Source organism: Polycladidibacter hongkongensis, from assembly GCF_001561995.1.
Lineage (GTDB): Bacteria > Pseudomonadota > Alphaproteobacteria > Rhizobiales > Stappiaceae > Pseudovibrio > Pseudovibrio hongkongensis.
Genome location: NZ_LLWC01000009.1, coordinates 96,017 through 108,900 on the forward strand (window position 1 = coordinate 96,017; position 12,884 = coordinate 108,900).

14 protein-coding genes and 2 tRNA genes are annotated in these 12,884 nt (G+C 51.5%); 6 read left to right on the forward strand and 10 right to left on the reverse strand.

Annotated features, from left to right (window positions below; translation table 11 throughout):
- The first annotated feature begins 5 nt into the window (after nucleotides 1-5).
- The 5 genes from AYK82_RS03725 to AYK82_RS03745 all read left to right on the forward strand — a co-directional run bounded on the left by AYK82_RS03725 (nucleotide 6) and on the right by AYK82_RS03745 (nucleotide 4,185).
- A complete protein-coding gene (locus AYK82_RS03725) occupies nucleotides 6-1,109 on the forward strand; it encodes a sn-glycerol-3-phosphate import ATP-binding protein UgpC (RefSeq protein WP_068311501.1) in 1,104 nt (367 codons plus the stop codon).
- 166 nt (nucleotides 1,110-1,275) lie between these two features.
- Nucleotides 1,276-2,619: a heme anaerobic degradation radical SAM methyltransferase ChuW/HutW gene (gene hutW / locus AYK82_RS03730; RefSeq protein ID WP_068311503.1), complete on the forward strand. Its 1,344-nt coding sequence runs from the start codon at nucleotides 1,276-1,278 to the stop codon at nucleotides 2,617-2,619.
- A gap of 25 nt (nucleotides 2,620-2,644) precedes the next feature.
- Nucleotides 2,645-3,157 carry a heme utilization cystosolic carrier protein HutX gene (gene hutX / locus AYK82_RS03735; RefSeq protein WP_068311504.1) on the forward strand — a complete coding sequence of 171 codons (513 nt, stop codon included), beginning with the start codon at nucleotides 2,645-2,647 and terminating at the stop codon, nucleotides 3,155-3,157.
- 144 nt (nucleotides 3,158-3,301) lie between these two features.
- On the forward strand, nucleotides 3,302-3,730 hold the full coding sequence (locus AYK82_RS03740; protein WP_068311506.1) for an Hsp20 family protein: 429 nt from the start codon (nucleotides 3,302-3,304) through the stop codon (nucleotides 3,728-3,730).
- 191 nt (nucleotides 3,731-3,921) lie between these two features.
- Complete coding sequence (locus AYK82_RS03745; RefSeq protein ID WP_068311508.1) at nucleotides 3,922-4,185, forward strand: BQ00720 family protein; 264 nt, start codon at nucleotides 3,922-3,924, stop codon at nucleotides 4,183-4,185.
- A 198-nt stretch (nucleotides 4,186-4,383) separates the two neighbouring features.
- Here the strand turns inward: AYK82_RS03745 and ptsN are convergent, their stop codons facing one another.
- The 9 genes from ptsN to AYK82_RS03790 all read right to left on the reverse strand — a co-directional run bounded on the left by ptsN (nucleotide 4,384) and on the right by AYK82_RS03790 (nucleotide 10,585).
- Nucleotides 4,384-4,845, reverse strand: coding sequence for a PTS IIA-like nitrogen regulatory protein PtsN (ptsN, locus tag AYK82_RS03750; RefSeq protein ID WP_068311510.1), 462 nt, complete (start codon nucleotides 4,843-4,845; stop codon nucleotides 4,384-4,386).
- 79 nt (nucleotides 4,846-4,924) lie between these two features.
- Entirely contained in the window at nucleotides 4,925-5,509 is a 585-nt protein-coding gene (hpf, locus tag AYK82_RS03755; protein ID WP_068311512.1) for a ribosome hibernation-promoting factor, HPF/YfiA family, read from the reverse strand.
- Between the two features lie 210 nt (nucleotides 5,510-5,719).
- Nucleotides 5,720-7,252: an RNA polymerase factor sigma-54 gene (gene rpoN, locus AYK82_RS03760; RefSeq protein WP_068311514.1), complete on the reverse strand. Its 1,533-nt coding sequence runs from the start codon at nucleotides 7,250-7,252 to the stop codon at nucleotides 5,720-5,722.
- An 87-nt stretch (nucleotides 7,253-7,339) separates the two neighbouring features.
- The gene (gene lptB, locus AYK82_RS03765) at nucleotides 7,340-8,104 is read right to left on the reverse strand and encodes an LPS export ABC transporter ATP-binding protein (RefSeq protein WP_068311516.1); all 765 of its coding nucleotides are present in this window, start codon (nucleotides 8,102-8,104) and stop codon (nucleotides 7,340-7,342) included.
- Between the two features lie 55 nt (nucleotides 8,105-8,159).
- Nucleotides 8,160-8,708 (reverse strand): lipopolysaccharide transport periplasmic protein LptA, encoded by a 549-nt coding sequence (lptA, locus tag AYK82_RS03770; protein WP_068311518.1) that lies wholly within the window; start codon nucleotides 8,706-8,708, stop codon nucleotides 8,160-8,162.
- Nucleotides 8,705-9,316 carry an LPS export ABC transporter periplasmic protein LptC gene (gene lptC, locus AYK82_RS03775; RefSeq protein ID WP_208976371.1) on the reverse strand — a complete coding sequence of 204 codons (612 nt, stop codon included), beginning with the start codon at nucleotides 9,314-9,316 and terminating at the stop codon, nucleotides 8,705-8,707. Before lptC ends, lptA begins: the two co-directional genes overlap by 4 nt.
- Before the next feature lie 239 nt (nucleotides 9,317-9,555).
- Entirely contained in the window at nucleotides 9,556-10,176 is a 621-nt protein-coding gene (locus AYK82_RS03780) for a ribonuclease D (protein WP_068311522.1), read from the reverse strand.
- 126 nt (nucleotides 10,177-10,302) lie between these two features.
- A tRNA-Leu gene (locus AYK82_RS03785) sits at nucleotides 10,303-10,389 on the reverse strand.
- 109 nt (nucleotides 10,390-10,498) lie between these two features.
- Nucleotides 10,499-10,585: transfer RNA gene (locus tag AYK82_RS03790), tRNA-Leu, on the reverse strand.
- Between the two features lie 396 nt (nucleotides 10,586-10,981).
- Between AYK82_RS03790 and AYK82_RS03795 the strand changes: the two genes are divergently transcribed.
- Entirely contained in the window at nucleotides 10,982-11,971 is a 990-nt protein-coding gene (locus tag AYK82_RS03795; RefSeq protein ID WP_068311524.1) for a complex I NDUFA9 subunit family protein, read from the forward strand.
- A 64-nt stretch (nucleotides 11,972-12,035) separates the two neighbouring features.
- Here AYK82_RS03795 and AYK82_RS03800 read toward each other — a convergent pair whose 3' ends face one another.
- On the reverse strand, nucleotides 12,036-12,842 hold the full coding sequence (locus AYK82_RS03800; protein WP_068311526.1) for an undecaprenyl-diphosphate phosphatase: 807 nt from the start codon (nucleotides 12,840-12,842) through the stop codon (nucleotides 12,036-12,038).
- Between the last annotated feature and the right edge of the window lie 42 nt (nucleotides 12,843-12,884).

Consider the following 12,884-nt stretch of genomic DNA (forward strand, 5'->3'; position numbering starts at 1 on the left):
TAACAATGGCAAAAATTAAATTAGACGACATTCGCAAAGTCTACGCAGGCGGTGTTGAGGCGGTAAAAGGTGTCTCCATCGATATTGAAGATGGTGAGTTTATCGTGCTTGTGGGGCCCTCCGGCTGCGGCAAGTCTACCTTGCTGCGCATGGTGGCAGGCCTTGAGGCAATCACCTCCGGAACGGCGCAGATCGGCGCGCGTACTGTGAATGATGTCGAACCGGCTGACCGTGACATCGCCATGGTGTTCCAAAACTATGCGCTCTATCCGCATATGAGCGTTTACAACAACATGGCCTACGGATTGAAAAACCGGGGTACGGCCAAGGCGGAGATTGAAAGCCGCGTACGCGAGGCCGCGCGTATCCTGGAGATCGAAGATTATCTGGATCGAAAGCCACGGGCTTTGTCCGGCGGGCAGCGGCAACGTGTTGCGATGGGACGGGCGATTGTGCGCGATCCGGCAGCGTTCCTTTTTGATGAACCACTCTCAAATCTTGATGCCAAGTTGCGCGTGCAGATGCGTATTGAAATCAAGAAACTGCAGAAATCACTTGGTACTACCAGTATCTATGTAACGCACGATCAGCTGGAGGCCATGACATTGGCCGACCGTCTTGTCGTGCTCAATGGTGGTCAGGTGGAGCAGATCGGTGCCCCTATTGATGTCTACGAGAAACCGGCCTCAACTTTTGTGGCCAGCTTTATCGGCTCTCCTGCCATGAACCTGCTTGCGTTGCAAAAGCAAGGCCAGTCTTGGCAACTCCAAGAAGGTGAGGGGCTGGAGATAGAGCTGGACGTAGCTGCTGAGGAAATAACACTTGGCGTTCGCCCGGAAGATCTGCACATAATACCACAGGGGCAAACTTCCCACGGTGTGCTGACAGCGCACCTCATTGTCAGTGCTGTTGAGCCTGTTGGGGCCGAAAGCTATGTTCATGGCACATTGGGAAATGGCGGGCCGGAAGTTATCTTGCGCGCGCCGGGCAAAGCCCAATTCGCGATCGGCTCAAAGCTGGATGTCACCGCAACCCCTGACAAGCTCCATTTGTTTGATGGCAACACGGGCAAGAGAATGGAGATTACACCAATGAGGGTTGTTGCTTAGCGGCCTGAGCTGGGGCGCGGGTGCTCAATGCCCGCGTCAATTTGCTATCTTTACAGCCCCTGAGTTTCTAATAGAGTGGTCGTCAAGATTTAACAGCCAGCAGACGCAACCGTACGATAGGTGTCACGTTTAGCCAGCCATTTGCAAATTGGCTTGAGTAAAACGTGTGCTGCAACTTGAAGAATTTTATGCCTCCACAGACGGCAACCCTCTCACAGATGCTTTTGATAAACGCATAGGCCATATGCCCGGCGCCTCTGCCTTGCCGGTTCCGCAAGAGCACATGAGAATACGCTGGAAAGCGCTAACACAAAAAGAGCGTATAGGCCCATCTGTGATGTACCTACACGTGCCTTTTTGCGCAAACCACTGCCTCTTTTGTGGCTTTTACATCAATAAATGGGATCGCACCTTATCTAAAACCTATACGGACGCACTAATTAGTGAATTGCGGTTGGAGGCAGATGGCAAACACGCACAATCTGCACCTATAAACGCTGTATATTTTGGTGGTGGTACGCCAACTGCGCTTGAAGCTGACGATCTTGCAAGAATAATCCGTGAGATTCGGGGCCTCTACCCTTTGGCACCTGATTGTGAAATCACCATTGAAGGGCGTATCTACCATTTTGATGAGGAAAAAATCACAGCTTGCTTGGAAGCTGGCGCCAATAGATTTTCAATTGGCGTGCAATCATTTGATGACAAAACACGTCGCCGAATGGGTCGGAAAGTATCTGGTGAACGCGCTGTCGAGTTTTTTCATCAATTAACTAGCCGGAACCAGGCGGCAGTGGTTTGCGATTTAATGCTTGGCCTGCCTTACCAAGACGATCAGATCTGGCGGCGCGATTTGGAAACAGTCGCATCTCTTGAGCTTGACGGTGTTGATCTCTATGCCCTCTCTGTGTTTCCGGGAACGCCGCTCGACCTTGCGGTGAAGAAAGGTGCATGTGAAAGCGCTGCTGATCTACCGCGTCAAGCGGCAATGTATGGTGAAGGCTGGAAAACGCTGCGTGAACTGGGCTGGAGGCAGCTGAGTAGCAGCCATTGGGGGGCCTCTACGCGTGAGCGTAACCTCTACAACAGACTGATAAAGTCTGGCGCACACACATTAGCATTTGGATCAGGTGCAGGCGGAACATTAAACGGGCAATCCTATTCGCTCGACCGCAACTTGAAGACCTACTACGAAAAACTGGCAGATGGACAAAAGCCAATGGCCCGGCTCACAGAAGTCAACAAATTTGCACCAGTCAATAACGCCATCGCAGCGGCAATTGAGCGCATGCGTGTTGATCTAGCCAAAATTGAAGAAAGCCACCCAGCAGGGGATGGTTATTCTAAATACATACAACCCTTGCTTGATAACTGGCGGCAAGTCGGCCTAATAACCAGCAACAATCAGGCAGAGCTAACCATGGCAGGTTGTTTTTGGCATAGCACCTTGCTGATGGCTATGAAAACTGCATTTCGCAGCTATCTAGCAAAACAGGCGATTGCCGTTTGAGTCTGCATTAACCAAAGGACGGAATATGAGTGAAAAATCCTCAAAACTGAAAGAAATACTTGCTGAGAAACCAGATGCTTTTCTTGAAACACTCGCTGAGGAACATCAAGCCAGTATGCGGGATGTGTTGCACTGCCTACCAAGCGGCCTATACCGCGCAGCCAAAGGTGAGCATTTTTTAGAGTTGATGCAAGAGCTGCCCAGCTGGGGGACAATGCGGATTATTTGCTCAACGCCTGATATGATCTACGAAGTGGCGACGTCGTTTCCAGAGGGTAGTACCGCACGCGGCTTCTACAACCTAAAGAGCACAAACGGGTTTAGTGGGCATATAAAAGCGGACGCATGTGCAGAAATCGGTCTGCTGCGACGCCAGTTCTTTGGCAAAGAGACGGCATGTTTGATGCTGCTTAACACCAAAGGTGATTGCTACCTCAAAATCTTCATTGGTCGTGAAGAAGACGGCAGTCTTAAACAGGATCAGTTAGAAAAATTTGAAGGTCTTGCAGAACGCTTTGCGGCCCTCTCTCCACAGTAATAATGCGAAGCTGGGCGCATCATCTGTGCCCAGCTTGAAACCGGCGCGGATAATCGCCATATTCTGGAGGAATAGCGGTGTAAACGCCGCAACGGGTGCCACACTATGGGCCCGTCCAAGGTCGCTTCGGAAAGGACTTTGACCATGACGCGCGTATCTGCGTTTTCAAGCCCGTTCATGCTGGGCTTTGATGATATTGAAAGAGTGATGGACCGGGTAAGCAAAGCCGCCAGTGATGGCTACCCGCCTTACAACATCGAGCGAATTCCCGCCGCAGCAAAAGGCGGCGATGTCATCCGCATAACGCTCGCTGTCGCAGGGTTTACCCGTGATCAACTCGATGTCTCTGTTGAGGAAAGCCAGCTCGTCATTCGCGGACGCCAACAAGATGACAAGGAACGTCAGTACCTGCATCGCGGTATTGCGGCCCGCCAGTTTCAAAGAGCTTTTGTGCTTGCGGAAGGGATCGAAATCCTCGGTGCTGATCTTCGTGATGGTCTTTTGTCAATTGACTTGGCGCGACCTGAGCCGGAAAGGATCGTCCGGCGTATCGAGATTAATTCAGCCGACTAGTTAACAACCCGCTCCATGAAGGAGCGGGTTTTTCTTTTGCTATAGATGCTTAGCATAGCTCCTGTGAATTTTAAGAAAGGATTCACCATCTAAATCAAGCAGCGGGTGTAACTGGCCAGCAGCCATTTACCCGGCAAACGGACTCGGGTATCTCCGATCCTCTTGGAATAACAAAACACAGAAAGCTGTGCATGCCCCGTCACCCATCCCAGCAATGTCACTTTGCCTCTGAAGAGCTGTTTACAGACTATGGTGTTGGCAAGCTCTCGTATATTCGTGAAATGAGCCACAAGGATGTTGTGACTCTGTTTCCAGACGCTGAGCTGGAAGGTGTCGAGCTGCCAAACTGGGCGCTGGTCTCGGCAGATGGAACGCCGCTAATTTTGACAGACAATAAGCCAGCTGCTTTGGCCGAAGCTTTTGAGCATGACCTTCAGGCACTAAGCCTGCATTAGCAAGCGCTCGTTCGACAGTCACAAATCAACGAAGGCTGTGGCTTCAGCCACATGACTCCGGTCCTAAGAGCCGCCCTCATTCAAGGTTGCTGTTTGAGGGTCTTTTGTATGTACTAAAAAACCCGCCTGCGACAGCTGGCGGGTTTTTGTTAAAATTCTCTCTTCCAAGCCACGGCGGGCGGAAAGGGTTGCTCAAACCTACGACGGCGCGACAGCTGGCTGCGTAATGAGCGCATAAATCGCATCCGCATCGGTAGTTGCGCGCAGTTTTTCTGCGACATCGCTGTTGCGTAGCAATCGTGCGATCCGCGCCAGCGCTTTCAAATGATCCGCGCCTGCGCCCTCTGGGGCAAGCAAAGTGAACACAAGATCAACTGGCTGGTCGTCAAGGCTTTCAAACTCGATTGGCTTCTCAAGGCGTGCAAACAGGCCGTAAAGGCTATCCAGATTCACCATCTTGCCGTGGGGGATCGCGATGCCACTACCAACACCTGTGGAGCCAAGCCGCTCTCGCTGCAGCAGCGTGTCGAAGATATCGCGCTCGCTCTGACCGCAAATTGCTGCAGCACGCCCAGCAAGTTCCTGAAGCACCTGTTTTTTACTTGTCGCTTTCAGGTTGGCAATTATGCCTTCCGGGCGAATTAGTTCGTTCAGATCCATCTTTGATCCGTTGTCCCATAAAAAATCACAAAGCCGGTGTACACCGGCTTTGTATCTTACAAGACTCTAAGTCTTGGGTTTAGGCAGAAGCCTCGGCACCGTTCATGCCTGGGTCAATCCAGCCGACATTGCCGTCATCGCGTCGGTATACAACGTTTACGGCTCCGCTGCCAGCATTGCGGAAAACCACCACAGGAGCTTCGCTGAGGTCCAGTTCCATCACTGCCATGCCGACAGTGAGCGTTTTAACCTTGGCTTTCGTTTCTGCAACTACGACAGGGTTGTAATCTGCAGGAACTTCTTCCTCTGCTTCCGGGTCCGCGAGAACGTAAGAGTTTACGTCCTCAAACGCAATACCATTTGGAGTACTATGATGTGCTTTCAGCTTGCGTTTATAGCGGCGCAGGCGTTTTTCGATACGTTCAGCAGCAATATCAAAACTTTGACGAGCATCAGAATTGTCGCCGGAAACCTGTAAAACAACGCCGGTGCTCAGGTGTAAAATGCATTCTGAGCGAAAACCGCCTCCTTCACGTCCAATTGTAACATGTCCTGTAAATGCGCCAGGATAATATTTTTCTAACGCCTCAGAAATCCGGTTCTCAATATGGGTGCGGGTAGCATCGCCGATGTCTACATTTCGCCCAGAAATTTGAATTGTCATGGGAACCTCATATTTTGTTATAGGACGTATTCAGGCAACCAGAACAACCATAAATGATTGTCCATGCCTCGACTATAGCACGGCTCTAACGCGGCAGAAAGCATCGCTTTTAGGTTTCGCCAACATGCCGCGGACAAACTGCAACCATGCTGTTTTTAACTAGCCGCGCTAGTGTGCCAAACTCAACCTAACCATAAGTTCTAAGCAATATCAGTTAGTTAATGCACTGTTCTTGACGCGTCTACGTTGCACTGAACTTGGAATGTTCATGGCCTCGCGGTATTTGGCAACCGTCCGGCGCGCGATGTCCATACCCTCAAGTTTGAGAGCCTTCACTAAGGCATCGTCAGATAGGATCTTCTTCGGGTCCTCGGCATCTATAAGCGTTTTTATCTTGTGACGAACAGCCTCGGCAGAGTGCGCTTCTCCTCCTTCAGAGGAGGCGATTGCGGAGGTGAAAAAGTATTTTAACTCAAAAATACCGCGCGGTGTGGCAACATATTTGTTAGAAGTCACGCGGCTTACGGTGCTTTCGTGCATCTCGATAGCTTCTGCAACGGCCTTGAGATTAAGTGGTCGCAGGTGCTGCACGCCCTTGGCAAAAAAACCATCCTGTTGGCGCACAATTTCAGTGGCGACTTTGAGGATAGTATGAGCACGTTGCTCTAATGCTTTCACCAGCCAGTTTGCAGTTTGAATACTATCTGTAAAAAAGGCGGCATCCTTCCTGTCATGACTGCTACTATTCAAGGTTGAATAGTAGGTTTGGTTAACCAGAACTTTAGGTAGGGCATCGGTGTTCAGCTCCACCTGCCAGCCGCCATCAGGAGCTTCCTTTACGACAGCGTCCGGGACAATAGCCTGAACTGGTTCCCCGCCAAAAGCATTTCCTGGCTTTGGGTTCAAGTCGCGCACTTCGCGCACCATATCCGCCAGATCATCCTGATCTACGCCGCACAATTGCTGTAGTTTTGCGAGTTTGTGTTTGGCCAGAAGCTCGATATTCTCCACTAGCGCCTGCATCGCGGGGTCAAAGCGATCTTTTTCTCGCAGTTGAATACTGAGGCATTCCTTAAGGGAGCGTGCGCATACGCCACTAGGCTCGAGGCTTTGCAACACTGCAAGTACCTGCAAAACGTGCGCGGGCGAAGTTCCGAGCAGCTCGGCCACTTCAATCTCGTCAAACTGCAGATAACCGGTCACTTCAAGGAAGCCAATCAGGTGCTGGGCAATCATCTGATCCACCGGTTCCGGCAGCGCTAAAGCGGCTTGCTCCATGACATAATCTGCAAGCGTGGCATTAGATGCAACAAACGCTTCAAGATTATAGTCACTCTCAGTGCCGGTAATGCCGTGGCTTGGCAGTTGCCATTGCTCTTCTTTGCTGGCAGAGCGCGCTTCCAGCTGTTCTTGTGAGCGCTCCTCGGTAAACACGCTGGAAAGGTCAGCATCCAGTTGGCTGGCCAGCCCTTCTTGTGAGGTCTCCATCTGGCTCATCACCAAATCGCGGTCAAACCCATCCTCGCCATGTTCACTAGCATCATTGCGCGACGACGCATCCGCTTGTGCGGAGGACTGTTCCCCATCATCTCTTTCAAGAAATGGGTTGCGTTCCAGCTCACCTTCCACATAGGCGCTAAGGTCGAGGGACGAAAACTGCAACAGCTTGATGGACTGCATAAGTTGCGGTGTCAGCGCCAATTGCTGGCTTTGTTTGACAACTAACTTCGGGGCGAGCACCATCTCTAGCTTGTTTTCTCCATGGCAATTGCAGCGGGCTATATAAATCCAGCGCCATTCTAGTGGAAATTTGCGGTAAGAACCACTGGTTTACAAGGTAAATTGCTCACCAAGATAAAGGCGGCGCACATCCGGGTTTGCAACAATCCCCTCAGGAGAGCCTTCAGTCAGAACTTCGCCAGCAGCGATGATGTATGCGCGATCAATAAGACCCAGTGTTTCACGCACATTGTGATCTGTAATGAGTACGCCGATCCCGCGTTGTGTCAGGTGCCGCACCAGCTGTTGAATATCACCAACCGCAATAGGGTCAATTCCAGCAAAAGGTTCATCTAGCAACATAAAGGAGGGGCGGCTCGCTAGCGCACGGGCGATCTCCACACGCCGCCGCTCACCACCGGAAAGCGCAATACTGGGTGATTTGCGCAGGTGGGTGACGCCAAACTCATTTAGCAGCGAATCCAACTCGTGCTCACGCTTCTTGCGGTTCGGTTCCACCACTTCTAAAACGGCGCGAATATTTTCCTCAACAGACAGTCCGCGGAAAATAGATGCCTCTTGTGGCAGATATCCAATCCCCAGACGCGCGCGTCGGTACATTGGCAACCGGGTCATGTCAAAACCATCAAGCCGGATTGCGCCATGGTCTGGGCGGATCAAGCCAGTGATCATGTAAAAGCAGGTCGTTTTTCCAGCCCCGTTCGGTCCCAGCAGGCCAACAGCCTCGCCGCGTCGCACACTTAAGCTTACATGCTTTACAACCTGTCGGCGCTTATAGCTTTTGCCGATACCTTCCACGACAAGGCGGGCTTCGCCGGCGGGAGCTGCAACACGTACATGCCCTCGGGTTTGCATAGGCGCTTGAGCATTTTGTGAGTGCGGCAGGTGTGAATGGGACAAAGCGGCGTTCCTAGTTCTTTTTCATGGAGTTTGGCTGGAGCAACAGCTTCACCCGTCCACTCTTGGAGGCATCCATATTTACCTTACCACTTTTAAGGTTCACGGTGATTTTCTTGCCGACAATGACATTATCGCCTTGGCTTAAAACGACTTTCTTGCCGGTCATCACCATGAACTCTTTTTCCATGTCAAAGCTGGCATTGTCACCGGTTGCAATCTGGTCATCAGCAGAGATCAGCACATCACCAGAAGCCTCCAAGCGTGAAATGGACTGCTGAGGCCCTTCACCGCCTTCTAGCGAACCGCTATAATAAACCACTAAGCGGTTTGACTTTAGTTTGGATGTGCCTTGTACAACCACGACATTGCCAGAGAAAATCGCACTTTTTTCCTTGTCGCGAACCTCAAGGTCCTTTGCCTCAATCTCAATAGGCTCATTGGAGTTGGAACCAAATCCGGCAAAGGCATCGGAAAAAGTCTCCTGTGCCGCCGCCGCGCCACAAAACACCAATAGCGCAAGCAGACTAGTTGCCGCAGAAAACTTCTTCAAGCCAATCATTTCTTGTCCTCAAGCATGGAAGGGAACAGCTTCATCTGCACCCCGTTTGAAAATTTAAGCACGCTCTTTTTCTGGTCAAATGCCATGTTGCCCGCATCAATATACCCGCCGTCAGATTGGATAGCGACTTTGTCTTGCGTGACAAACCTGCCCGTATTCATATCAATATCGAGATATTCAAAAAAGGCCGAATAACCTTGGCTGTAGGATATCTTTACCCCCAGTCGCAGGCTTAGCGTTTCATCCTGTGCATTGTAAGTGCCCTCTTTGGCAGTAACAGTCGCGCTTTGCTCGCGATCGAGAACCAGATTGGCACTGATGCCTTCCAAATCAATAATCTGGGGATTAGTAATACGTTGAATAGCACGGTTTGCCTTCACCGAATAAGAACGCTCGCCGTCATTCCCGGTCAAATGGGGATTGGACATAACCAATCCGTCCGTGGTTAAGCTAAGCTCTCCAATATTGAAGTTGGCTAGCACGTTTTGCAGGAAAATAAACCCGACCACGCCAATCGCGGTCACCACCCCGGCAAGCGGCAGCAGCACCTTTAATACACGGACAAAAAGAGAATGCCGCCACGCTGCCTTTTTCGCGCGTTCAAACACGTTACGCTCTTCTGCGCTCATCCCATAGAGGGGAGGGGGGGCACTATGCTCGTTCATTGGGTCGTGTAAAAGCCTTCGTCTCATCCCGCCATAAGCCTATCTTTAGGCCTTGGAATGTCGCTATCCTGCTTTGTGCTTAGCTAATCTAGCGGATATGTCCAGCCTTCTAGCTTTATATCATGGCAAAATAACGAAAAAGGGGACGCAATGCCCCCTAAAACAGAGCGCGTAATTTCATATTACGAATGGGCGAAAATATCGTTTTCCGGCCAGCCAGCAAGATCAAGCTGTGCCCGCACGGGCAAGAAATCAAAGCAGGCCTGCGCCATGGCCAACCTGTCCTCGCGTTCGAGCATAAAGGTCAGTTTATCGCGCAGTGCATGCAGGTGCAGCACGTCGGAGGCTGCATAGGCCAGTTGCGCATCGCTCAGCTTGTCCGCGGCCCAATCAGAGCTTTGCTGCTGCTTGGAAAGGTCGACGGACAACAGCTCCCGGCAAATATCTTTCAAGCCATGCCGATCAGTGTAGGTGCGACATAGTTTAGAAGCGATTTTCGTGCACCAAACCGGGCTAACATCGATGTCTAGATACTTCTTCAGGACTGCGACATCAAACCGGGCAAAATGAAAGATCTTGGGTTTATCCTGCGCTTCAAACAAAGCCTTAAGATTGGGAGCCTCGCTCTGACCTTTTGCAATTTGCACCACATCTGCACTGCCATCTCCCGCAGAAAGTTGCACCACGCACAGGCGGTCACGATGCGGGTTCAGGCCGAGTGTTTCTGTATCGACAGCCACAGCCTTGGCGTCTTTATAGGCAGAAAGATCCGGCAAATCGTGCAGATGATAGCGAATAGTCATGGGGAAGGCGCTCCACAAGCGAAAGTAAATCGAATTGTGGCAAAACTACAGGCTCACGCGCCAATTGCAAGCAGTGGCTTGCACACGATACATATTTGATAATTTCTAGGGAAGGTAAATTGAGAATGGTGCCCAGAAGAGGACTCGAACCTCCACGCCCGTAAGGGCACTAGCACCTGAAGCTAGCGCGTCTACCAGTTCCGCCATCTGGGCACATATTCTCATTTAATAGATGCTTGCAGGCCGTGCTATTTGGCATTGACTAAAATCGAAAGCCCGTATCATTCGCAAAATCTTTTGGGAAGTCGCAATGAAACGAGAATGGTGCCCAGGAGAGGACTCGAACCTCCACGCCCGTAAGGGCACTAGCACCTGAAGCTAGCGCGTCTACCAGTTCCGCCACCTGGGCACATCTCTCGAATTTTTAGAGCAAGCGCTCTACATCACAGAGGAAGTTTGGTCACTTCATCTGTGAGGTGGGGTTCTAAGCGTGCGCGCTAGCAAAGTCAATTGCCCATAAAAAAACTTTGGCAATTAATCCACAATGCGCCTTATTAGCTCGGAAAAACATGGATAAAACAGGATGTTATTCATGATTGTTGGTGCAAGTTTCATTGCAGGAGAGCAAGCAAAGGTCGTAGCGTTGGGCTGTTATTTCGCGGCGCTTGCAGTTATAGGTTTATGACAAACAACCCAGGTTTGGCAGGGGCAAGAATGCACCCTGAAGGACGGTGAGGACCGACCTTGCTTTGAGGCTGGCAAGTCAACAGCGGTTTCACCGCCATAGCATAGAGGAAACTTAGGCATGTCTACTACACAATCCGGCAAGCTTGTCGTTGTGTTTGGCGCTTCCGGATTTGTCGGGCGCCACGTGGTGCGCGCATTGGCGCAAAAGGGCTATCGGGTTAGGGCAGCTGTACGCCGGCCTGATCTGGCAGAGCACCTGCAGCCACTAGGCAATCCCGGACAGATCATGCCTGTTCAAGCAAATCTGCGCAATCCTCAGTCTATTGCAGCAGCATTAAAAGGGGCGGATATCGCGATTAATCTGGTGGGCATCCTGTTCGAAACCGGCAAGCAAAGCTTTGCAGCTGTGCAGGCCGAAGGGCCGAAAGCGGTTGCTGAAGCGGCGAAAACAGCTGGTGTTGGTCAGTTCATCCATGTGTCTGCAATTGGAGCTGATGCCGACAGCGCTGCGGAGTACGGCCGCACAAAGGCCGCAGGCGAGCAAGCCGTACTGGCAACCCTTCCAGAAAGCATAATTTTGCGTCCCTCCATCATTTTTGGTCCAGAAGATGATTTCTTCAATCGATTCGGCCGCATGGCGATGGTCTCGCCTGCACTACCGCTAATCGGAGGCGGTCACACAAAGCTGCAACCCGTTTTCGTTGGAGATGTCGCCGCAGCCGTGATGGCGGCGGTTGAAGGCCGGGCAAAGCCGGGCACTACCTACGAACTGGGCGGCCCTCAGGTACGCACTTTCCGCCAGTGCCTAGAGTTGTTGTGTCGCCAGATCAAGCGCAAACGTTTACTCGTCACCATACCATTTGGCATTGCCCGGTTGAAAGCGCGCGTCTTGCAGATCTTGCCAAATCCACTACTGACAGTGGATCAGATCAATTTGTTAAAGCAGGACAACGTCGTTAGCGAGGCCGCTAAAACAGAAGGGCGCACACTCGCCGATTTGGGCATTGCGCCACACTCTTTAGAGGCGATCCTGCCGTCATACCTTGAGCAATATATGCCCCATGGGCAATTTGACGTACGTCGCCCAGATCAGGTTGACGCTGAATAAAATGACAACGGCCGCGATGCATTGGAGCACGCGGCCTTTTGTGCGCTGCGTGAGGCAGGGCAAGCTAGCCAAATACCAGCAGCGCTGCCATGCCAACCCCGCCGACAATAATTCGCCAATAGGCGAACAGCGCAAAGCCATGGCGGCTAACAAAGTCGAGAAAGCTGCGCACCACAAATACGCCAGCCAGGAACGACATAACAAACCCAATGGCAATGAGCGTTGCATCATCGCTGCTTAGTACGTCGATGTTCTTGTAAAGGTCGTAGGCGAAGGCCCCTGCCATTGTCGGCATGGCCAAGAAGAACGAAAACTCTGCCGCAGAGCGCTTGTCTGTTCCCATCAACAGAGCGCCTACAATGGTCGCGCCGCTGCGCGATACGCCGGGCACCATAGCAAGACACTGGCAGAAGCCAATTTTTATGCAAAGCCCTAGCGGGTAATCTGCGATATCGGTGTAGAGGGGGCTAGCCTTTCGCTTGTCCACCCACAGCATCACAAACCCACCCAGCACCAGCACCACACAAACAAGCATGGGAGTTTCAAATAGAACGCTCTTGATAAACCCGTGCGCCAATACGCCAATAACAGCTGCAGGCAAAAAAGCCAGCAGTACACCCGCCGTTAGATGGCGTGAACGCGGCTCACTGCCAAGGGTTATCGCAATTTGCCACAGCCGACCAAAGTAGACAGAGAGAATCGCAAGGATCGCTCCCAGTTGTATCAAGACCTCAAATGTACGTCCGGTGCTTTCAAACCCGAGAAAATGCCCAATGAGCAGCAGATGGCCTGTGGAGGAAACCGGCAAAAACTCGGTTAACCCCTCGATGATGCCCAGCAGCACCGCTCCCACAATTGTTTCGCTTGTCATAATTATCCCGTTTGCATCAAAAACTTGCGCGCGTCTTTTCGC

Bases quoted from the DNA above. Each gene is read 5' to 3' on its own strand.
- AYK82_RS03780 (WP_068311522.1), bottom strand. From the start codon at position 10,176: ATGACTATTCGCTATCATCTGCACGATTTGCCGGATCTTTCTGCCTAT.
- ptsN (WP_068311510.1), bottom strand. From the start codon at position 4,845: ATGGATCTGAACGAACTAATTCGCCCGGAAGGCATAATTGCCAACCTG.
- lptB (WP_068311516.1), bottom strand. From the start codon at position 8,104: ATGCAAACCCGAGGGCATGTACGTGTTGCAGCTCCCGCCGGCGAAGCC.
- lptA (WP_068311518.1), bottom strand. From the start codon at position 8,708: ATGATTGGCTTGAAGAAGTTTTCTGCGGCAACTAGTCTGCTTGCGCTA.
- hpf (WP_068311512.1), bottom strand. From the start codon at position 5,509: ATGACAATTCAAATTTCTGGGCGAAATGTAGACATCGGCGATGCTACC.
- AYK82_RS03740 (WP_068311506.1), top strand. From the start codon at position 3,302: ATGACGCGCGTATCTGCGTTTTCAAGCCCGTTCATGCTGGGCTTTGAT.
- AYK82_RS03745 (WP_068311508.1), top strand. From the start codon at position 3,922: ATGCCCCGTCACCCATCCCAGCAATGTCACTTTGCCTCTGAAGAGCTG.
- rpoN (WP_068311514.1), bottom strand. From the start codon at position 7,252: ATGGTGCTCGCCCCGAAGTTAGTTGTCAAACAAAGCCAGCAATTGGCG.
- hutX (WP_068311504.1), top strand. From the start codon at position 2,645: ATGAGTGAAAAATCCTCAAAACTGAAAGAAATACTTGCTGAGAAACCA.
- AYK82_RS03800 (WP_068311526.1), bottom strand. From the start codon at position 12,842: ATGACAAGCGAAACAATTGTGGGAGCGGTGCTGCTGGGCATCATCGAG.
- AYK82_RS03725 (WP_068311501.1), top strand. From the start codon at position 6: ATGGCAAAAATTAAATTAGACGACATTCGCAAAGTCTACGCAGGCGGT.
- AYK82_RS03795 (WP_068311524.1), top strand. From the start codon at position 10,982: ATGTCTACTACACAATCCGGCAAGCTTGTCGTTGTGTTTGGCGCTTCC.